The organism is Mesorhizobium sp. CNPSo 4671 (genome assembly GCF_057784245.1).
The window spans coordinates 437,460-456,566 of record NZ_JBWLUW010000001.1; the positions used below are offsets into that span (position 1 = coordinate 437,460).

17 protein-coding genes are annotated in these 19,107 nt (G+C 64.7%); 16 read left to right on the forward strand and 1 reads right to left on the reverse strand.

All coding sequences use genetic code 11. From position 1 onward, the window contains the following. Positions 1-53 precede the first annotated feature (53 nt). From AC04SF_RS01930 to AC04SF_RS01960, 7 genes are read left to right on the forward strand one after another with little or no spacing between them, the layout of a single operon-like run. Complete coding sequence (locus AC04SF_RS01930) at positions 54-1,325, forward strand: extracellular solute-binding protein (RefSeq protein WP_488476273.1); 1,272 nt, start codon at positions 54-56, stop codon at positions 1,323-1,325. A 52-nt stretch (positions 1,326-1,377) separates the two neighbouring features. After that, entirely contained in the window at positions 1,378-2,310 is a 933-nt protein-coding gene (locus AC04SF_RS01935; RefSeq protein WP_488476274.1) for a carbohydrate ABC transporter permease, read from the forward strand. Beyond that, positions 2,307-3,164, forward strand: a complete 858-nt coding sequence (locus AC04SF_RS01940; RefSeq protein ID WP_488476275.1) for a carbohydrate ABC transporter permease — start codon at positions 2,307-2,309, stop codon at positions 3,162-3,164. The genes AC04SF_RS01935 and AC04SF_RS01940 overlap by 4 nt, the downstream gene beginning before the upstream one ends. After that, entirely contained in the window at positions 3,161-3,901 is a 741-nt protein-coding gene (locus AC04SF_RS01945) for a PIG-L deacetylase family protein (protein WP_488476276.1), read from the forward strand. Before AC04SF_RS01940 ends, AC04SF_RS01945 begins: the two co-directional genes overlap by 4 nt. Then, the gene (locus tag AC04SF_RS01950; RefSeq protein ID WP_488476277.1) at positions 3,898-4,773 is read left to right on the forward strand and encodes an ROK family protein; all 876 of its coding nucleotides are present in this window, start codon (positions 3,898-3,900) and stop codon (positions 4,771-4,773) included. The genes AC04SF_RS01945 and AC04SF_RS01950 overlap by 4 nt, the downstream gene beginning before the upstream one ends. Next, entirely contained in the window at positions 4,770-5,540 is a 771-nt protein-coding gene (locus tag AC04SF_RS01955) for a GntR family transcriptional regulator (protein ID WP_488476278.1), read from the forward strand. The genes AC04SF_RS01950 and AC04SF_RS01955 overlap by 4 nt, the downstream gene beginning before the upstream one ends. Positions 5,541-5,576: 36 nt before the next feature. Then, positions 5,577-6,368, forward strand: coding sequence for a sugar isomerase domain-containing protein (locus AC04SF_RS01960; RefSeq protein ID WP_095771214.1), 792 nt, complete (start codon positions 5,577-5,579; stop codon positions 6,366-6,368). Positions 6,369-6,414: 46 nt separating this feature from the next. On the opposite strand, the gene AC04SF_RS01965 is transcribed toward AC04SF_RS01960, so the two are convergent. Beyond that, the gene (locus tag AC04SF_RS01965; protein WP_488476279.1) at positions 6,415-7,086 is read right to left on the reverse strand and encodes a FadR/GntR family transcriptional regulator; all 672 of its coding nucleotides are present in this window, start codon (positions 7,084-7,086) and stop codon (positions 6,415-6,417) included. 223 nt (positions 7,087-7,309) lie between these two features. Here AC04SF_RS01965 and AC04SF_RS01970 point away from each other — a divergent pair, with 223 nt between their 5' ends. The 9 genes from AC04SF_RS01970 (at position 7,310) to AC04SF_RS02010 (ending at position 18,999) form a co-directional block, all read left to right on the forward strand. Beyond that, on the forward strand, positions 7,310-8,188 hold the full coding sequence (locus AC04SF_RS01970) for a fumarylacetoacetate hydrolase family protein (protein WP_488476280.1): 879 nt from the start codon (positions 7,310-7,312) through the stop codon (positions 8,186-8,188). Then, a complete protein-coding gene (locus tag AC04SF_RS01975) occupies positions 8,185-8,964 on the forward strand; it encodes an alpha/beta fold hydrolase (RefSeq protein ID WP_488476281.1) in 780 nt (259 codons plus the stop codon). Before AC04SF_RS01970 ends, AC04SF_RS01975 begins: the two co-directional genes overlap by 4 nt. A 52-nt stretch (positions 8,965-9,016) precedes the next feature. After that, entirely contained in the window at positions 9,017-10,345 is a 1,329-nt protein-coding gene (locus tag AC04SF_RS01980) for a metal-dependent hydrolase family protein (protein ID WP_488476282.1), read from the forward strand. Between the two features lie 41 nt (positions 10,346-10,386). Further along, positions 10,387-11,388, forward strand: a complete 1,002-nt coding sequence (locus tag AC04SF_RS01985) for a branched-chain amino acid ABC transporter permease (protein WP_488476667.1) — start codon at positions 10,387-10,389, stop codon at positions 11,386-11,388. Further along, positions 11,385-12,413, forward strand: coding sequence for a branched-chain amino acid ABC transporter permease (locus AC04SF_RS01990; RefSeq protein WP_488476283.1), 1,029 nt, complete (start codon positions 11,385-11,387; stop codon positions 12,411-12,413). Before AC04SF_RS01985 ends, AC04SF_RS01990 begins: the two co-directional genes overlap by 4 nt. A 51-nt stretch (positions 12,414-12,464) precedes the next feature. Next, positions 12,465-13,712, forward strand: coding sequence for an ABC transporter substrate-binding protein (locus AC04SF_RS01995; RefSeq protein ID WP_096455550.1), 1,248 nt, complete (start codon positions 12,465-12,467; stop codon positions 13,710-13,712). Positions 13,713-13,737: 25 nt separating this feature from the next. Next, positions 13,738-14,523, forward strand: coding sequence for an ABC transporter ATP-binding protein (locus tag AC04SF_RS02000; protein WP_202350990.1), 786 nt, complete (start codon positions 13,738-13,740; stop codon positions 14,521-14,523). Beyond that, entirely contained in the window at positions 14,516-16,729 is a 2,214-nt protein-coding gene (locus AC04SF_RS02005; protein WP_488476284.1) for a Tm-1-like ATP-binding domain-containing protein, read from the forward strand. The genes AC04SF_RS02000 and AC04SF_RS02005 overlap by 8 nt, the downstream gene beginning before the upstream one ends. Positions 16,730-16,812: 83 nt before the next feature. Continuing rightward, positions 16,813-18,999, forward strand: a complete 2,187-nt coding sequence (locus AC04SF_RS02010; RefSeq protein ID WP_488476285.1) for a flotillin family protein — start codon at positions 16,813-16,815, stop codon at positions 18,997-18,999. Positions 19,000-19,107: the final 108 nt, after the last annotated feature.

Sequence of the window (19,107 nt, forward strand, 5' to 3'; positions counted from 1 at the left end):
CGGCGTAGAGGCGCCACGGGACGCCAAGGACAGAAAACAATGGGAGACTGGCAATGAGCATGCTTTCACTTCACCGGCGCGCGGCCCTTGGCCTGATTGGCGGCCTTGCCGCCGCCTGTGCCGGCGTCCTCACGATCCTCCCGGCGAGGGCCGACAGCACGGTGACGCTGTGGAGTTGGCGCACCGAGGACGAGGCCGCGATGCGTCGCATCTTCGATGCCTTCGAGGCGAAGAACCCCGGCATCAAGGTCGACATCCAGTTCACGCCCGACGCCGACTACCAGAACCGGCTGAGCACCGCGCTGCGCGGCAGCCGCGGGCCTGACATCGCGCAGCTCAAGGCCTATGGCGAATTGCAGCCCTTCGTCGACGCCGGCTATCTCGACGCTCTCGACGACGGCGTGCCCGAGCTGAAGAACATGGCGGATGCCGCGCTGGGCGGCGCGCGCGGCCGCACCGACGGTAAACTCTATGGCGTGCCCTATTCGGTGCCGATGATGGGCGTCTTCTACAACCAGGAGATCTTTGCCGCCCAGGGCATCGAGATCCCCAAGACCTACAAGGATTTCGTCGCCGCCTGCGAGAAGCTGAAGGCGGCAGGCATCACCCCGATTGCCACCGGCGGCGCCAACGGCTCGGCCTGGGAGCTGGAGATCGGCGTCGGTGTCATCGGCCCGACCGTCTACGGCCCTGGTTTCTACGACGAGATGATGACCGGCAAGGCGACCTTCGAGGACCCGCGCTATGTCGCGGCGCTCAAGCGCTTCGCCGAGTTGAAGCCTTATTTCCCCAATGGCTTCGCTGGCATCGATTACACCACCGCCACGCAGCAATTCATCGGCGGCAAGGCGGCGATGTTCCTCGGCGGCTCGTTCGAGAACGGCAGCTTCAAGGCGCAGAACCCGAAGCTGAAATTCTCGATCTTTCCGTTCCCCGCCGATGATGCCGGGGCAAAGCTCTACACATCTGCCTTCTCCGACGGCTCCTATGGGCTTGTCTCCGAAAGCGCCAACAAGGAGGCCGCGACCAAGGTGCTGGGCTTCATGGCCTCTGCCGAATTCGCGCAGATGTTCGCCGACGAACTCGGCTGGCCGCCGGCCCGCACCGATGTCACGGTGAAGGATCCGGTGCTCGCCGAGATGACGGCGATGTCGAAGAACTCGACGCCCTATCTGACGCTGGTCGGCTTCCGCTGGCAGTCACCGACGGCGTCTTCGGTGCTGCAGTCGGAGATCATCGACATGGTCGAAGGCAACATCACGCCGGAGAAACTGGCTGCCGACATGCAGGCCGCCGTCGCCACCTGGTTCAAGCCGAAACAGTAAGGAGCCGGGCCGGCCGCATCGCTGCCGGCCTCTCACCGGGCACAAATAGCGTATGAGCAACCTTCGCCGCACAAGCAGCCTGAAGCGCACGCAGCAGCGCATGGCCGTGCTGTTCATCCTGCCGGCGCTGGCGGTCTACGCCCTGTTCGTCCTCTATCCGCTGGCGATGTCGCTGTGGGGCAGCTTCTTCGTCTGGAAGGGGCTGCGCATGGTCGAATTCGCCGGCCTGTCGAATTTTTCGCGGCTGTTTGTTTTCCCGAGCGGCGCGCGGCTTTACGGCGCGCTGTGGCACAACACCGCTTGGTTCTTCGGCATCATGGTCTTCCAGAACGGCATCGGCCTGCTGTTTGCCTGGCTGCTGTTCCTGCGCGACAGGGGGGCTGCCTTCTTCCAGTCAGTGTTCTTCTTCCCGGCGGTGCTGAGCCCGGTCATTGTCGGCGCGCTGTGGCGGCTGCTGTTGGCGCCGGGCGGCGTCGTCGAATGGGCGCTGAACGGGCTTGGCCTGCACCAGGGCAGCCTGACCGTGCTCGGCAACAGCCATACCGCGCTTGGCATGCTGATCGCCGTCGACGCCTGGAACTGGATGGGCCTGCCGGTGCTGATCTACACGGCGGGTCTGCGGCAAATCTCCGGCCAGATCTTCGAGGCGGCGAAACTCGACGGCGCCGGCAATGCGCGCATGCTGTTCTCGATCGCGCTGCCCCTGCTGATGCCGGCCCTCGGCACGCTGACGACGCTTTCCTTCATCAACACCTTCAACCAGTTCGACATCGTCTATGTGATGCAGGGCGTGCAGGGCAATCCGAGCTATTCGACCGACACGCTGGTGACCTACTTCTACCGGCTGGCCTTCGGCGCGGAAGGCGCTGTCGGCATCACCGATATCGGGCTGGCGCTGGCGCTCGGCACCCTGCTGTTCCTGATCCTCAGCCTCGGCACGCTGATGATGCTGCGCTTCTTCGACCGCCGCACGGTGCAGCTATGAGCGCACTGGCGATTTCACGCGGGCCAGTGCTCTCGCGGCAGCTGGCGCGACTGCCCGGCTGGACGGTGCTGGCCGTGTGGACGGCGGCCGTGCTGTTGCCGCTCTACATCCTCGTCGTCTCCTGTTTCAAGACCACCGCCGAGATCTACGACAACCGGCTCGGCCTGCCGCAGAGCTGGGCGCTCGACAATTTCATCAACGCCTGGACGCGCGCCGATCTCGGCCACAATTTTCTCAACAGCCTGATCGTCACCGGCGGCGCGGTCATCCTCACCATCGTCGTCTCGGCGATGGCCGCCTATCCGCTGAGCCGCTACCGGCTCGGCTGGAATGCTGTCATGCTCGGCCTGTTCCTGTCCGGTATCATGCTGCCGATCCGGCTGGCCTCGGTCGAACTGTTCACGCTGATGCGCAATCTCGGTCTTTTGGATTCACTGACCGGACTGATCCTCGTCTATTCGGCGATCCGCATCCCCTTCGCCGTCTTCATCTTCGCCAATTTCATGCGCGTCCTGCCCTCCGAACTCGACGAGGCGGCGCGCATGGACGGCGCCGGCGAGGTCCGCATCCTGTTCCACATCATCCTGCCGATGGTGAAGCCGGCGGTGTCGATCGTCGCCATCTTCACGGCAATCGCCGTGTGGAACGATTTCTTCTTCCCGCTGATCTTCATCTTCGACGATCGCTACAAGACCGTGCCGTTGGCGATCAGCGTCTTCGTCGGCCAGTTCCGCACCGATTGGGGCCTGGTGTTCGCCTCGCTGGCGATCTCCATGGCGCCCATCCTGATCATGTATTGTTTGCTGGCGCGCCAGATTCGCGAAGGCGTCGGTGCCGGGGGAGGCATGAAATGATCGAGGACAGGATCTACGCCGCGCGCTCCATCCTGGTGGTCGGCGCACACGCCTTCGACGCCGAGGTGATCGCCGGGCCGCTGGCCGCCGCCGCCGTCAAACGTGGGGCCACGGTGACCTTCCTGCACCTGACCATGGGCGAACAGGGACACCCCTGCCTGATCCCCCAGCACTATTGCGTGCAGAAGGAAGAGGAAGCGGGCAGGGCGGCCGCACGCCTTGGTGCCACCTCGCGCAGCCTTGGGCTGCGCGACGCCTTCCTGCCTTCCAACGACGAAACGGCGCTCGAAGTGTGCGACGTCATTCGCGAGCTGAAACCCGAAATCGTCATCACCCATTGGCACCGCAGCTGGCACAAGGACCATCGCGCCGCAGCCCATCTGACGCAGACCGGCATCTTCTTCGCCGCCCTGCCTACCATTGCCAGCGACCATGCCGCACACACGCCGCAACTGCTGCTGTTCGGCGAGAATTGGGAGGACGATGACGGCTTTCGGCCCGAACATCTTGTCGATGTCAGCGACGGCTTCGAGGCCTGGAGCGAGGCGGTCAAGGAATATGAGTTGGCGCGAGGCCTGAGCAGCTTTCCCTATGTCGACTATTACAGCGCGCTCTACCGGCTGCGCGGCTGCCTGCGCGGCACGCGCCACGCCCAGGCTTTCGCTGCCGCCTCGCATTCCTGGAATGCCGGCAGCGGCCTGTTTTCGCCACCGTTCGGCAAAGGGTCGAGCCGATGACGCGGGTCCTGGCCATCGATCTCGGCGGCACCAATCTGCGCGCCGCCATCTCGACCGGCGACATCGGCGCGTTGAAGGTGCTGAGCCGTGAGCCGGCGCCGGCAAGCCTCGATGCGCTTGTCGCTCGCATCAAAGCACTGTGCGCGGAAGCCGGATCGGTCGAGGCGCTCGGCATCGCCGTGCCGGGGCTGGTCGAGGGCTCGGTCTGCCGCTGGATTCCGAACCTGCCATTCCTCGATGGCGTCGACCTCCAGGCGCTGTTTCCGGACCTGCGCATCGCGCTTGGCAATGACGCACAGATCGCGCTGCTGGCGGAGGCTGTCGAAGGCAGCGCCAAGGGCATGTCGGACGCGATTCTGCTGGCCATCGGCACCGGTATCGGTTCCGCCGTTCTGGCCAATAGCCGCATCGTTGCCGGCGCCCATGGCGGCGCCTGTTCGTTCGGCTGGGCCTGTGCCGACATCAAGGACCATGGCGCGGAGCGCAGCGGCTGGCTGGAGCGCGTCGCTTCCGGCCGGGCGCTCGATGCGCTTGCCGGCCAGATCGGGCTTGCCGACAGCCGGCAGCTGATCGCTGCTGCCCGCGCCGGCGAACTGGCCGCGCAGACCTTGCTTGAAGTGCCGGCACGCCAGCTCGGCACGGCGCTTGCCGGCGCGGTGGCGCTGCTCGACCCGCAGGCGGTGCTGATTTCAGGCGGGCTGGCCGAGGCGCTGGATGTGATGAGGCCGCCGCTGCTGGCGGCACTGCGCCGTCAGTTGCCCGGGCATTTGCGTGGCATCGAGATCCAACCCGGCCAGTTCGGTCCGGAGGCGGGGCTTGTCGGCGCGGCGCTGGCTGGCCGTGTGGGGGAAGGGTGGAGGCAGGTGCGATGAGCGAAGCGAGCTTTCAGCAGCCGGACCGCAGACGGCCGGAACCGCTCTGGTATCAGGTCGAGGAAGCGATCCGCGCCATCGTCAAGAGCGGCGAATGGGCGACGGGCGACCAAATCCCGGCCGAGGACAGGCTGTGCGCTTTGTTCGGGGTGAGCCGTATCACCTTGCGCCATGCTCTGCGCAATCTCGAGGAGGCCGGGCTGCTGCGCCGCGAACATGGCCGCGGCACCTTCGTGCGTTCCACCACGCTGGTCGCCGGCACCCGCGAACTGACCAGCTTCACCCAGGAGATGGGCAATATGGGCGTGGTCGCCGGCTCGCGCCTGCTCGATTGCAGCCTGACCACGGCCAATGCAGCCGCCGCCGGCGCGCTGGAGATCGAGGAGGGCGATCCGGTGGTGCGCATCCGTCGGCTGAGGCTCGGCAACAATGAACCGATCGGCATCCAGACGGCGCAGCTGTCGGCCGTACGCGTGCCGGGCTTCCTCGACGCCGGCCTGCTGCAGGGTTCGCTCTATGAGGCGCTGGAGCGCCATTACGGCATCGTGCCGGTGGCCGCGCGCGAAAATTACCGCGTCGGCGCGGTCGGTGCGGCGGATGCCGAACTGCTCGATCTGCCCGCGGGCAGCCCCGCCTTCGTCGTCGAGCGCATCACCACCGACGAGCGCGGTCCGTTCGAATTCACAGTCTCGATCATGCGGGGCGACCGCTACGAAATCCGCTCGACGCTGCGCGCCGGCCGCGTCGCGTCAACCCCCAGAAGCTGATCCATCCCAAGCCTAGATATCAACAGGAGTACCCAAGTGTCCGATCTCTACATCCACCGTCTCACCGCCCTCATCGACCAGGCGGCAAAAGCCAATGAAGAGGCCTTCGGCCAGGCCGCCAGCCGCTTTGCCGACTCGCTCGAAGGTGGCGGTCTGGTCCATCTCTATGGGTCCGGCCATTCGGTATTGCCGGTGCAGGAGGTTTTCCCGCGCTATGGTAGCTATGTCGGCTTCAACCCGCTGACCGACCCGCGTGTCATGTGGCACAACGTGCTCGGCGCCGGCGGCGTGCGTGAGTTGCTGTGGCTGGAGCGGACGGAAAAATACGCCGAAAAATTCCTCGACCACCAGCCGCTCAACAAGGGCGATTCCATCATCATCTTCGGTCACAGCGGCCGCAATTCCTCCGGCATCGATACCGCGCTCTATGCCAAGAAACGCGGCATCTTCGTCGTCGCGGTGACCAGCAAGAACAATCTCGACAAGCCGGCGACGCACTCTTCCGGCAAGCGGCTGGCGGATGCGGCCGATCTCGTCATCGACACCTGTTCGCCGATCGAGGATGCGATTGTCCCGGTCGAAGGCTGGAGCCGTCCTGTGTCCGGCTCGTCGACCGTGCTCGCCATGATCCTGGCGCATGAGCTGATCGCGCGCACCGCCGAGCAGCTTGCCAAGCGTGGCATCGAACTGCCGGTCTTCGCCTCGCCGACGATATCAGGCGTGACGCTGCACGACACCGACGTCATCTACGGCGTCTACCGCGAACGCATGTTGGAAGCGCAGAAGAAGCACCTGCCGACCTTCCAGGCGACGATGCGCGGCGAGTGATGGCAAGGATTGGGAGGTGCCATCCGCGCCTCCCAATTTCCGGCGGCTACCGCCCCAGCAGATTGCGCTCGACGGTTCTCAGATGCGCCAGCATGGCCTGGCTGGCGCTTTCGGGATCGCGGCGCAGCAGCGCGTCGAGAACGGCCTGATGCTCGTTGCAATAGATGGCGCGGCGCTCCTCGGAAAAGGAGCGCTTCTTCATTTCGAACCACGGCGCCTGATTGCGCAGGATGCGCATCAGATTGTGGATCTCCTTGAGGAAGTCGTTGCGCGAGCAGGCGAAGATGCGGTGGTGGAACTCCGCGTCCCAATGCTCGAAGTCCGGCATGTCCCGCGATTCCGAGGCGATCTTGTGCGCCTCGCGCACCGCGTTGAGCTCCATGGCGCTGGCGTTGGTGGCGGCGAAGGCCGCCGCCGCCGGCTCCAGCAACTGCCGGATCTCCATCATGTCGGCCGGGCTGGTGCCTTCCATGCGGCCGACAACCGCCGCCATCGAACTTGGATTGGTGGCGGTCAGGAACGTGCCGCGCCCGACATGCCGCACCACGGTGCCGTCATCCTCGAGGAAGGAGACGGCGCGCCGCACCGTGTTGCGCGCCACGCCGAATTCGCTCGCCAGGTCGCGCTCCGGCGGCATGCGGCCATTCTCGATCCATTCGCCGGAAGAAATGCGTTTCTTCAGCGCGGTGGCGATATCGTTGGCGACGAGCTTTGGCATGTCTGGCAACTTTTATCTGATCCGATATTGAACCATTCATAGCAGCTTCGGCTGTCGTCGTCCACCACACGGCGCCCATCGATATCCCCGAGCCGGCCGGGACAGCGCTTGATTTCTTTTTGGTATGACGAGCCGAGATTCCGCTTGCGGGCTAAACCAATCGGCGCTAGCGTGTAACAAAAGAGCGAATAATTGGCTCAATATTGGTTCAGGGAGGACAAGAATGCGGGTCGCCACTTTTTCGATAGCGGGCGAACGTCGCGTGGGTCTTGTCGACCTCGACGCCCAGACCATTGCTCCGTTCGAATTTTCCGTCGACCAGGCCAAATCAGGCATTCTGGCTTTGATCGAGCGCAACGGCGCCGGCCTGCCGCGCACGCTTTCGCCGATTCCGCTGACGCAGGTCGAGATCGAACCCCCGATCCCGCAGCCGCGCCGCAACATTTTCTGCGTCGGCAAGAACTATTACGAGCACGCGCATGAGTTCGCTCGCAGCGGGTTCGATTCCAGCGCCGGCGCCGGCGCGATCCCAAAACATCCGATCATCTTTTCCAAAGTGCCGGAATCGGTTGTCGCCAATCATGCCAGCGTGCTGATCGATCCCTCCGTCTCGACGGCAATAGACTACGAGGCGGAACTGGCCGTCATCATCGGCAAGGGCGGGCGCGGCATATCGAAGGAGAGCGCGCTCGACCATGTCTGGGGCTACACCATCGTCAACGACGTCACGGCGCGCGACCTGCAGGGCAAGTACAGCCAGTGGCTGATCGGCAAATCGCAGGACACGTTCTGTCCGATGGGGCCTTGGGCGGTGACCAGGGACGAACTCGATCTGGCGACCGCCGGTATCAGGTGTTTCGTCAATGAGGATCTGCGCCAGGATTCCCGCATCTCGCTGCTCATCTTCGACATCCCGACCATCATCGCCACCCTGTCGCAAGGCATCACGCTGAAGCCCGGCGACATCATCGCCACCGGCACGCCGGTCGGCGTCGGCATCGGCTTCGATCCGCCGAAATACCTCAAGGCGGGTGACGTCGTGCGCATCGAGATCGACGGCATAGGCACGCTGGAAAACCGCTTCGCGGAGCACGCGCAATGACCACGGTGACGGTTGGCCAGGTGGTTGCCGAAACCGTCGGCGAGGGCGCCACCGTGGTGATGATCCACGGTCTTGGCGGCACGTCGAACATGTTCCAGCCGCAGATGGCGGCATTGTCCGGCTGCCGCGTCATCCGGCTCGATTTGCCTGGCTCCGGCCGCTCGCCGCGCCCGATCGAGCCCCTGACCATCGAAGGCATGAGCGAGGCCGTCATCCGCGCCATGGCCGGCATGGGGGTCATATCTGCACATTTCGTCGGCCATTCGATGGGCACCATCGTTTGCCAGCAGATTGCCGCGATGCAGCCCTCGCTGGTTAAGTCACTGACGCTGTTCGGTGCGCTGGCGGAACCGGCTGAAGCGACCAGGCAAGGGCTCGGCAACCGGGCGCGGCTGGCGCGCTCTGGCGGCATGGCCGACATCGCCGACCAGATCGTCGCCAACGCGATCTCGGCGCATACGAGGGAAACCTCGCCGTCCGCCGTCGCCTTCGTACGGGAATCGATCACCCGGCAGGATCCGGAATCCTATGCCCGCACCTGCGAGGCGCTGGCGAAGGCGACTGCCGTCGATCCCAGACGGATCTCGGCGCCGACATTGCTGGTCACCGGGGATGCCGACACGGTCAATCCGCCAGGGGTCGCCCAGGCGCTTGCCGACAAGATCAAGGGAGCCATATTCTCGTCCCTGGATCGGTGCGGGCACTGGGCCACGGTGGAAAGTCCGCGCGAAAGCAGCCAGAAGCTCGCCGATTTTTTGAGACGGGTTGATAGGTGAGGATTTCAGATCGGGCGTAGAACTACGCGCTCGGCAAGTTGGGAGGCTTGTGATGGCAGACGACAGCTGGAGCGGCAACGGTTCGAGCGGCACGCTGTTCACCAATGTGCGCGTGCTCGACGCGACAGGTGAATATCCGTACACCGGCGAGGTGCTGGTGCAGGGCAACCGTATCAAGCAGATCACCAAGGGCTCGTCGCGCTTCGGCTCGTCCTCGTCGTCTTCCTACAGTGGCGGCGCAACCGTCATCGACGGCATGGGCGCGACGCTGATGCCCGGCATGATCGACGCGCATCTGCATCTGTCCTGGAACAACGCACCCGGCATCGACCCGATCCAGATGATGGAAATCGAGGAGCACATGCTGGTTACCATGGAGATGGCCAAGCTGGTGCTCGACGCCGGTTTCACCGCCGGACGGGGTGCCGCCGCCGCCAAGCCGCGCCTCGATGTCGTCGCCAAGAAATTCATCAACCAGGGCCGCTTTCCCGGACCGCGCTATCTCGCGGCTGGTCCGGAGATCACCACGGTCGGCGGCCTCGGCGATTCCTCGCCGTCGCACATTCCGCATGAGGGGCTAAACCTTGGCATCGTCGTTTCCGGCCCGGAGGAAATCCGCCGCACCGTTCGTCAGCTGATCAAATACGGCGTCGATTCCATCAAGCTGAACTTATCCGGCGAAAGCATCACCGGCATGGGTGCCGAGGAAACGCCAATGTCGGAAGAGGAGGTCGCCATGGCGGCTTCCGAGGCGCGCTGCCGCAACAAGGTGCTGTCGGCGCATGCGCGCTCGTCCGGCTCGGTCAAGCAGTGCGTGCGCCACGGCATCCAGAACATCTACCATGCCTCCTTCGCCGACGAGGAAGCGCTCGACATGCTCGAGGCCGTCAAGGACAAGCATTTCGTCGCCCCCGGCATCGCCTGGCTGATCAACACCGCGCGCCATGCCGAGCAATGGGGCATCAAGCCGGGCTCGCCGCTGTCGCTCGAATATGAGCGCGAGCTCGAAATGTGCATCGACACCATGAAGAAGATGCACCGGCGCGGCATCCGCGTCCTGATCGGTGGCGACTACGGCTTTGCCTGGACGCCGCAAGGCACCAACGCCAAGGACATCCAGACCTTCGTCGAGATGCTCGGCTTCTCGCCGATGGAAGCGATCCAGGCCGGCACCAAATATGGCGGCCAGATCATGAACATGGGAGACGAGCTCGGCATGATTAGGGAAGGTTACCTCGCCGACATGCTGTTGATCGACGGCGACCCGATCGCCGACGTGCGCATCCTGCAGGACAAGAACCGCATCCTTGCCATCATGAAGGACGGCAAATTCCACAAGGCGCCGCGCATGAACGAGCAGCGCCGGCGGCTGACCGCATGAGCCTGCTCGACCGGCCATCCCAGACGCTCTCAAGCGGCGGCATGACAGGCCGGCAGGCGTGGGGCCTCGTCGGCCTGCTGGCCGCGGCTGTCATCGCGTGGCTGGTCTTCGCCGTCTGGCCGGATTGGCTGAACACGATCCTGATCTCCAAGAAGGCCTTCGTCAGCGCCATCCTCAACGGCATCACGCTGGCCGGCCTCTATTTCCTCGTCGCCAGCGGCTTCACGCTGATCTTCGGCCTGATGCGCAACGTCAATCTCGCGCATGGCTCGCTCTATCTGCTCGGCGCCTATATCGGCTACGAGGTCACCAACCGCACCGGCTACTGGCTGCTCGGCGTCGCCGCCGGTTTCGCCGTGCTCGCCATCGTCGGCGTAATCATGCAGGTCTTCGTCTTCCGCAGGCTCGAAGGCGACGATTTGCGCCAGACCCTGGTGTCGATCGGCATCTCGATCGTCGCCGCCGATTTGATGCTGGCGGTGTGGGCCGGCGGCACCTACCAGATCACCACGCCGGAATGGCTCGACGGCGCCTTGACCTTGCCAATCATCACCGCGGTGCGCTCCAACGGCGCCTCGGTCTTCCTCACCTATCCGCTCTACCGCGTCGTCGTGCTGGCGGCGGCGATCGTCATCGGCGTCGGCCTCTGGCTGATGCTGCACAAGACCCGTGTCGGCATGATGATCCGCGCCGGCGTCGACGACCGCGCCATGCTGCAGGCCTCGGGCGTCAATGTGCATGCCGTCTTCGCCATCGTCTTTGCCGTCGGCGCCGGCCTTGCCGGCTTTGCCGGGGTCGTTGGCGGCTCGGCGCTGTCGGTCGCGCCCGGCGAGGATGTCCGCTATCTCCTGGCCTCGCTGGTCGTCGTCATCGTCGGCGGCATGGGCTCGATCACGGGCGCCGCCATCGGCGCACTGCTGATCGGCCTCGCCGAGCAGATTGGCCTCGTCTATTTCCCGACCTACGGCATCGTGCTGACCTTCGTCATCATGGTGGTGGCGCTGGCGGTGCGGCCGCAAGGCATTATGGGGAAGGCAAGATGAGCCTGGCCATCGCCACCACCGGCGCAACGGCGCAGCAGAATTGGCTGGAGAAGCTCGGCGCCGGCCACATAATCCTTGGCTTCGCACTTCTGCTCTATCCTCTGGTTGCGTCGGATTTCTTCCTGACACAGATCGGCGGTTATTCCTTGATCTTCGGCATGCTCGGCCTGTCGCTGATGCTGCTCGCCGGCTATGGCGGCATGGTCAGCCTGGCGCAGATCACCGTCGCCGGCATAGCGGCCTACGCCATCGCCATTCTCGGCAACAACAATTCCAACATTCTCGGCTTCGGCTGGCCATGGTGGATCGCGATGCCGTTCGCGGTTGCAGCGGCCGCTTTGGCCTCGGCGCTGATCGGCTGGATCTCGGTGCGCACCGAGGGCATCTACACCATCATGATCACGCTGGCGATCGCTACCGCGACCTATTATTTCGCGCAGCAGAACTACGCCATCTTCAACGGCCATTCCGGCTATGCCGGCATTCGCGCGCCCGTCTTCTGGGGCGTCAATTGGCGCGATCCCCGGCCGTTCTACTATCTCTGCCTTGGCCTGGCGGCGCTGTCCTACGCCGCCGTGCTCTACGGCTCGCGCTCGACCTTCGGCATGACCTTGCAGGCGATCCGTGACAATCCGCGCCGCATGCGTGCGCTCGGCTATCATGTCACCGCGCACAAGGTCTTTGCCTGGCTGCTGGCCGGTGTGATCGCCGGGCTGGCGGGCGTGCTGCTGGTCTGGTTCAACGGCCGCGTTTCGCCCGGCACCATCGGTGTCGATGCCGCGATCGACGTGCTGATCATCGCCGTCATCGGCGGCCTGCGACATCCGATCGGGCCGTTCCTCGGCGCGGTCGTCGTTATCCTGATGCAGACCTTCGCCATCGACATCGTCGGCGCCGAGCGCTTCAACACGCTGATCGGCATGGTGTTTCTGGTGATCGTCTTCGTCTCACCGGATGGAATTCTTGGGTTGTGGGGGAGGATCAAGCCACATCTTGCCCAGGAGTCCTTGCGTCCCGGCCCCTAGCCGCCGGGATGGAATGAACCACTGCAAAACGAAATCAACGGGAGGAAAATCATGAGGATGCATAGACGTACGGTGCTCGCGCTCGCCATGTTCACCGGGCTGACCGCGCCTTCTATGGCGCTGGCTGCCGACGACACCATCAAGATCGGCCTGCTCGCCACGTTCGAGGGACCGTTCACGGTGCTCGGCGAAGACGGCGAGCGCGGCGCCATGACCGCGGTTGCCGAGATGAACGGCACCGTCGGCGGCAAGAAGATCGAGATCGTCAAGGGTTCGTCCGACGCCTCGCCCGACAGTGCGGTGCGCGCGGCGCGCAAGCTGGTCGAGCAGGACGGCGTCAAGGTGCTGGTCGGCCCGCTTTCGGGCGACGAGGGGCTGGCCGTCAAGGACTACGCCAAGACCCAGCCGAATGTGACCTTCATCAACGGCACTTCGGCCGCGCAGGACACCACGCTGCGCAATCCGGCGGAGAATTTCTTCCGCTTCTCGACCGACGGCGCGCAGTGGATGGCCGGCCTCGGCACCTATGCCTTCAAGGACAAGGGCTACAAGAAGGTCGCCACTGTCGCCGAGGATTATTCCTTCCCCTACACGCAGGTGTTCGGCTTCATGGCCGAGTTCTGCAAGGCCGGCGGCCACGTGCCGTCGAAATCCTGGGTGCCGATCGGCAACAAGGACTTTTCCTCGGTCATCGCCGCCATTCCTGAAGGTGTCGATGCGATCTATGTCGCGCTCGGCGGCGCCGATGCCGTGAACTTCCTGACCCAGTACCAGCAGAGCGGCGGCACCGCGCCGCTGATCGGCGGCTCGATCACCGTCGACCAGACCGTGCTGACCTCGAAAGGCAAGCTGAAGGATGTGCTGAAGGGCACGCCCTCGGCCGGCCCGACCGCCGACACCAATGACGCACCGGCCTGGAAGGCCTTCGTCGAGGCCTACAAGAAGCAGCCGGGTGCCTTCCCGTCACCCTCGCTCTTCGCCCATGGCTACTATGTCGACATGAAGGCGACGCTGCTCGGCCTCGACCAGGTCGGCGGCGATGTCTCGGACGGCGGCAAGAAGCTGCGCGAGGCGCTGTCGAAACTGTCCTTCGATACGCCGACCGGCAAGGTATCGCTCGACAAGAACCGCAACGCCATTGCCGACATCTTCCTGACCGAGGTCACCGAAGGTGCCGACGGCAATCTCCTCAACAAGCTGGTCAAGGTCGTGCCGCAGGTCAACCAGACGCTCGGCATTCCCGAAGACGAGTTCATGAAGCTCGGCGCGGTCAACCGCGACAATCCGAGCTGCCCGTAAAACCTGATATCGAGTGCAGCCGCCAGTGACCGAAAGCCTCGCAGCAAACCGTCTCCAGAGCACCGGCGCCTATGCGCTGGAACTCGATGGCGTGGCGCGGCATTTCGGGGCGCTGGTGGCGCTCTCGGGCATCACTATGAGGATCGCGGCCGGCGAACGGCGTGCGGTCCTCGGCTCCAACGGCGCCGGCAAGACGACCCTGTTCAACGCCGTCACCGGCGATTTCATGCCGACGGCGGGGCGCATCCGCTTCTTCGGCGAGGACATCACCGACCTGCCGCCGCATGAGCGCATCCGGCGCGGCCTGCGCCGCACCTATCAGATATCGCAACTGTTCAAGGGCCTGTCGGTCCTCGATTCCATCTTTCTCGCCTGCCGTGGCGTCTCGCGCCGACGGTTCTCGCTGCTGCGCCCGGCTGTGTCGGACGTCAACATGGTGCAGGCGGAATCGATCCTCAACGCCGTGCATCTGGAAGCCTATCGCGACACGCTGGTGGCGACGCTGAGCCATGGCCAGCAGCGCCAGCTGGAGATCGCGCTGGCACTGGCCGGCGCGCCGCGCTTCATCCTGTTCGACGAGCCGGCGGCCGGCCTGTCGCCGACCGAGCGGCGCGACCTCGTCGCCATACTCAACGCGCTGCCGAAGCATATCGGCTACATCATCATCGAGCATGATCTCGATGTCGCGCTGCGCGTCTCGGAATATGTCTCGATGATGCACAATGGCCGCCTGTTCAAGGAAGGCACGCCGCAGGAGATCGAAGCCGATCCCGAGGTTCAGGAAATCTATCTCGGGGGCAAGCATGGCTGAACGCCCCAAGCCGACCAAAGCCATGCTGCGGATCGACGATTTGCAGGTCTTCTACGGCGAAAGCCATGCGCTACAGGGTGTTTCGCTGACGCTGGAAAGCGGCGTGCTGTCGGTGGTCGGCCGCAACGGCATGGGCAAGTCGACGCTCTGCAACACCATCGTCGGCCTCAAGCGGGCAAAGTCCGGCTCCATCCGCGTCGACGGCCGCGAGATCACCTCGCTCGAACCACACGAAATCCACCGCCTCGGCGTCGGCTACGTGCCACAAGGCCGCCGCGTCTGGCCGAGCCTGACGGTCGACGAACATCTGCGTCTCGCCGCCGGCAACAGGCGCGATGCCAGCTGGACGGTCGAGCGCGTCTACCAGACCTTTCCGCGCCTCGCCGAGCGCCGCACCAATGGCGGCTCGCAGCTGTCGGGTGGCGAACAGCAGATGCTGGCGATTTCGCGTGCGCTGCTCAGCGATCCCAAGCTTTTGGTCATGGACGAGCCGACCGAAGGCCTGGCGCCGGTCATCGTCGACCAGGTCGAGAAGATGCTGGTCGACCTCGCCGCCGAAGGCGAGATGGCGGTGCTGGTCATCGAGCAGAATATCGGCGTGGCGACAGCGGTGTCGAACCAGGTCGCCATCATGGTCAATGGCCGCATCAACCGGCTGATGGATGCCAAGGCGCTCGCCGCCGACCGCGAGTTGCAGCAGCGGCTGCTTGGCGTCGGCCGCCATGCCGAGGAGGCCCCGGTCACGCCGGCGGAAGTCGCGCAGGCAAGGGAACAATTGGCGGAAGTCTATCGCGTCGACCGCGCCGGCGCCGGTTCGGCCGAGCCGGTGCCGCAGAACGGCGTCTATCGTTCGGTCACCGAACTGCCCAACCGCTGGAATGTGCCGGTCACCGAACTGCGCCAGGCGGCGGTCGACAAGGCAGCACCCCAAGATGACCTGAAGAAGGTCTTTGCCATCCCGTTTGCCGAGCGCATCGGCCGGACCGTGCTGGTCGTCGGCACTTTCGACACCAAGGGCAAGGAATTGCGCTTTGTTGCCGACCGGCTGAAGGCGCTCGGTCTGCCGGTGCGCACGGTGGACCTGTCGACATCAGGAAAACCGACCAGCGCCGACGTGCCCGCCATGCAGGTGGCCGGCATGCACCAGCGAGGTTCGTCCGCCGTCTTCACCAATGATCGCGGCGGTTCGGTCAGCGCCATGGCCGACGCCTTCGCGCGCTGGATCGAGCGCGAGCCGCGTATCGGCGGCGTCATCTCGGCCGGCGGTTCCGGCGGCACCACGCTGGCGACCGCGGGCATGCGCGTACTGCCGGTCGGCATTCCGAAGCTGATGGTCTCGACGGTGGCGGCCGGCGATGTCGCCAAATATGTCGGTGGCGCCGACATCATGATGTTCCATTCGGTCGCCGACGTGCAGGGGCTGAACTCGATCACCGAGCAGGTTCTGTCCAACGCCGCGCACGCCATGGCCGGCATGGTCGCGCAACTGCCCAATGCCGAGACCTGGGAAGCAAAACGCAAGCTGGCGCGGCCGGCCGTCGGCATCACCATGTTCGGCGTCACCACGCCCCTGGTGCAGGCTGTTACCAAACGTCTCGAAGCCGATTATGACTGCCTCGTTTTCCATGCCACCGGCATTGGCGGGCGGGCCATGGAAAATCTTGGAGACTCCCGGCTGCTGTCGGCCTTCCTCGATGTTACCACCACGGAGGTGGCCGACATGATTGTCGGCGGGGTGTTCCCGGCAACGGAGGATCGCTTTGGTGCGGCGATCCGCACTGGACTGCCCTATGTCGGCTCGACCGGCGCGCTCGACATGATCAATTTCGGCCCGCGCGACAGCGTGCCGGAGAAATTCCGCAGCCGCAAATTCGTCATCCACAACCCCAATGTCACGCTGATGCGCACGACGCGTGACGAGAACCGCGCCGTCGGCGAATGGATCGGCGCGCGACTTAATGCCATGAACGGCCCGGTGCGCTTCCTGCTGCCCGAAGGCGGGGTGTCGATGCTCGACGCGCCAGGCCAGCCTTTTCATGACCCCGAAGCCGACAACGCTCTGTTCGAAGCGATCGAGAAAACGGTTCGCCGCACGCTCTTGCGCCAGGTCGAGCGGGTGCGGGCCAACATCAACGACACGCCTTTCGTCGATGCGGCGATCGCTGCGTTCCACGCCATCACGCCGAAGCTGCAGAGGCGGGCATGAAGAATTGGACTTCGCCACCGTGCGGGTGGATGTTTGAAATCGGTCGCCTCGCGCCGACCGTATTGTCTTGGGGAGGATAGATCATGGACGCGCAGACCTTTGGCGCTTTCCTGTTGTGGCTGATCATTGCCGCGGTCGTCGTGGTGATCGCCGTCTACATTTTGCGCTGGCTCTACCGCCGCTCGACCAAGGAGACGGCGTTCGTGCGCACCGGCTTCCTGGGCGAGAAGGTGGTGGTCAATGGCGGTGCCTTCGTCATCCCGGTGCTGCACGAGATCACCCCGGTCAACATGAACGTGCTGCGCATCGAGGTGCGGCGCGAGGACGGGCTGGCGCTGATCACCCGCAACCGCATGCGCGTCGATCTGATCGCGGAATTCTTCGTGCGCGTCGGCGCCAGCCGCGAACTGGTGGCGGCAGCCGCGCAGACGCTCGGCCGCCGCACACTGCAGCCGGACAGTCTGCGCGAATTGCTCGAAGGCAAGTTCGCCGGCGCGCTGCGCACCGTGGCCGCCCAGATGACGCTGGAAGAAATGCACGAGCTGCGCGGCGACTATGCCGCGAAGGTGCGCAGGCTGGCCGAGGAGTCTCTCGCCGCCAACGGGCTTGAGCTGGAGAGCGTCGCCATCGTCGATCTCGACCAGACCAGCCTCGAATATTTCGATCCGTCCAACGCCTTCGACGCTGAAGGCCTGACGCAGCTGACGGAATCGATCGAGACCCGCCGCCGGATGCGCAACGAGATCGAGCAGCGTACGCTGGTCGATATCCGCAACCAGAATCTCGACACCCAGCGCAAGGTGCTGGAGATCGATCGCGACACCGAATATGCCCGCCTCGAACAGGAGCGCGAGGTCGAGATCCGCCGCGCCGCGCAGCGTTCTGAGCTGGCCATTGAGCGAGCATTGCGTGATCAGGAATCCGAGCAGGCACAGCTTTCGTCGCGCGAAGCTGTCGAAAAATCGCGCCTCAACCAGGAGCGCAACATCACCGAAGAGCGCATCAAGAGCGAGGAAGACACGCAGCGCCGCGAGATCGCGCGCCGCCGTTCGCTCGACGAGACCGAGATGAAGATGCGCGAATTGACCGAGCGCGAGCAGATCGCGCTCGAACTGTCGCTGGAAAAGGCCCGCATCGAGCGTGAGGGCGCGCAAAGCAAGCTGGAGATAGAACGCAAGAAGCTGCTCGAGGTCGCCGAGTTGGAACGCCAGATCGCGCTCGCCGAAAAGGCACTGGAAGTGACCAGGGCCGAGGCAGAAAAGCGTCGCGCCGAGATCGTCGAGAACCAGGCGACCGAGACGGCGCGCATCGCGCAGGAGCGGGTCGTCGACGAGGTTCGCATTGAACGCGAGCGCCATCTCGAAGCCCTACAGATCGCCAAGCGCCAGGCGTTCGAGGAGGCCGAGATTTCGGCCAGCGAGGAGGTCGAGCGCGCCCGCATCACCACCGAGCGCGGCATCGAGGAAGCGCGGCTGATCAAGGATCGCGATATCAGGCAGATGGGCGTGGAGCGCGACCAGAAGATCGAGATCGCCGAGATCCAGAAGGCGATCGACATCGCCAAGAAGACGCAGGAGCGTTCTTCGGCGATCGCGGCTTCCGAAGCCGTGCGCGCCAAGGCCGTCCAGGCCGAGGAGCAGGCCTTCACCGCCCGCGAGCGCGAGATCGCCGAGCGCCGCAAGCTGACCGACCTGATAGGCGCACAGCGCGAGGCCGAACGCGAGGCGCTGCGCATCACATCCGCAGCGGACGCCGAGATGAAGGCGGCGAAGAGCCTGGCGGAAGCGCAGAAGATCGCCGCGGTTGCGTCGGCCGAGTCGGAGAAGATCCACGCCCTTGCCGCCGCGCAGCGCTACGAGGTCGACGCCGCCGGCCACCGCCAGCTCAACGAGGCCGAGAACATCCTTTCCGAAGGCGCGCGGGCCGGTCGCCTGCGCGGCAAATTGCTCGACCACATGGAAGGCATCATCCGCGAGAGCGTCAAGCCGATGGAGAAGATCGACGGCATCAAGATCCTGCATGTCGACGGCATCAATGGCGGCACGGGGGGCAACCGCAACGTCACCGACGAGGTGATCGACTCCGCGCTGCGCTACCGGGTGCAGGCGCCGATGATCGACAATCTGATGAAGGAGATCGGCATCGAGGGCGGCTCGCTCGGCCGCATGACCGATGTGCTGCGCGACGCCAAGGACATTTCCAGCCTGACCCGCGACAAGAAGGGCAAGGGCAAACCCGCCAAGGACGACGATGACGACCGCGATCACTGAGGTGAGGGCGGTGTTTCCTTGCGCTTCGTTGGGCCGTGCGAGACGACGTCTTGCGCCTGATTGCCAAGTGGTTCCCCCACTCCGTCGCTGCTTCGCACCGCCACCTCT

Excerpts from the sequence above, each read along its gene's own strand:
- AC04SF_RS02005 (WP_488476284.1), top strand. The coding sequence starts at position 14,516 with ATGGCTGAACGCCCCAAGCCGACCAAAGCCATGCTGCGGATCGACGAT.
- AC04SF_RS01985 (WP_488476667.1), top strand. The coding sequence starts at position 10,387 with ATGACAGGCCGGCAGGCGTGGGGCCTCGTCGGCCTGCTGGCCGCGGCT.
- AC04SF_RS02010 (WP_488476285.1), top strand. The coding sequence starts at position 16,813 with ATGGACGCGCAGACCTTTGGCGCTTTCCTGTTGTGGCTGATCATTGCC.
- AC04SF_RS01955 (WP_488476278.1), top strand. The coding sequence starts at position 4,770 with ATGAGCGAAGCGAGCTTTCAGCAGCCGGACCGCAGACGGCCGGAACCG.
- AC04SF_RS01945 (WP_488476276.1), top strand. The coding sequence starts at position 3,161 with ATGATCGAGGACAGGATCTACGCCGCGCGCTCCATCCTGGTGGTCGGC.
- AC04SF_RS01980 (WP_488476282.1), top strand. The coding sequence starts at position 9,017 with ATGGCAGACGACAGCTGGAGCGGCAACGGTTCGAGCGGCACGCTGTTC.
- AC04SF_RS01950 (WP_488476277.1), top strand. The coding sequence starts at position 3,898 with ATGACGCGGGTCCTGGCCATCGATCTCGGCGGCACCAATCTGCGCGCC.
- AC04SF_RS01975 (WP_488476281.1), top strand. The coding sequence starts at position 8,185 with ATGACCACGGTGACGGTTGGCCAGGTGGTTGCCGAAACCGTCGGCGAG.
- AC04SF_RS01940 (WP_488476275.1), top strand. The coding sequence starts at position 2,307 with ATGAGCGCACTGGCGATTTCACGCGGGCCAGTGCTCTCGCGGCAGCTG.
- AC04SF_RS01965 (WP_488476279.1), bottom strand. The coding sequence starts at position 7,086 with ATGCCAAAGCTCGTCGCCAACGATATCGCCACCGCGCTGAAGAAACGC.
- AC04SF_RS01930 (WP_488476273.1), top strand. The coding sequence starts at position 54 with ATGAGCATGCTTTCACTTCACCGGCGCGCGGCCCTTGGCCTGATTGGC.
- AC04SF_RS01970 (WP_488476280.1), top strand. The coding sequence starts at position 7,310 with ATGCGGGTCGCCACTTTTTCGATAGCGGGCGAACGTCGCGTGGGTCTT.
- AC04SF_RS01990 (WP_488476283.1), top strand. The coding sequence starts at position 11,385 with ATGAGCCTGGCCATCGCCACCACCGGCGCAACGGCGCAGCAGAATTGG.
- AC04SF_RS01995 (WP_096455550.1), top strand. The coding sequence starts at position 12,465 with ATGAGGATGCATAGACGTACGGTGCTCGCGCTCGCCATGTTCACCGGG.
- AC04SF_RS01935 (WP_488476274.1), top strand. The coding sequence starts at position 1,378 with ATGAGCAACCTTCGCCGCACAAGCAGCCTGAAGCGCACGCAGCAGCGC.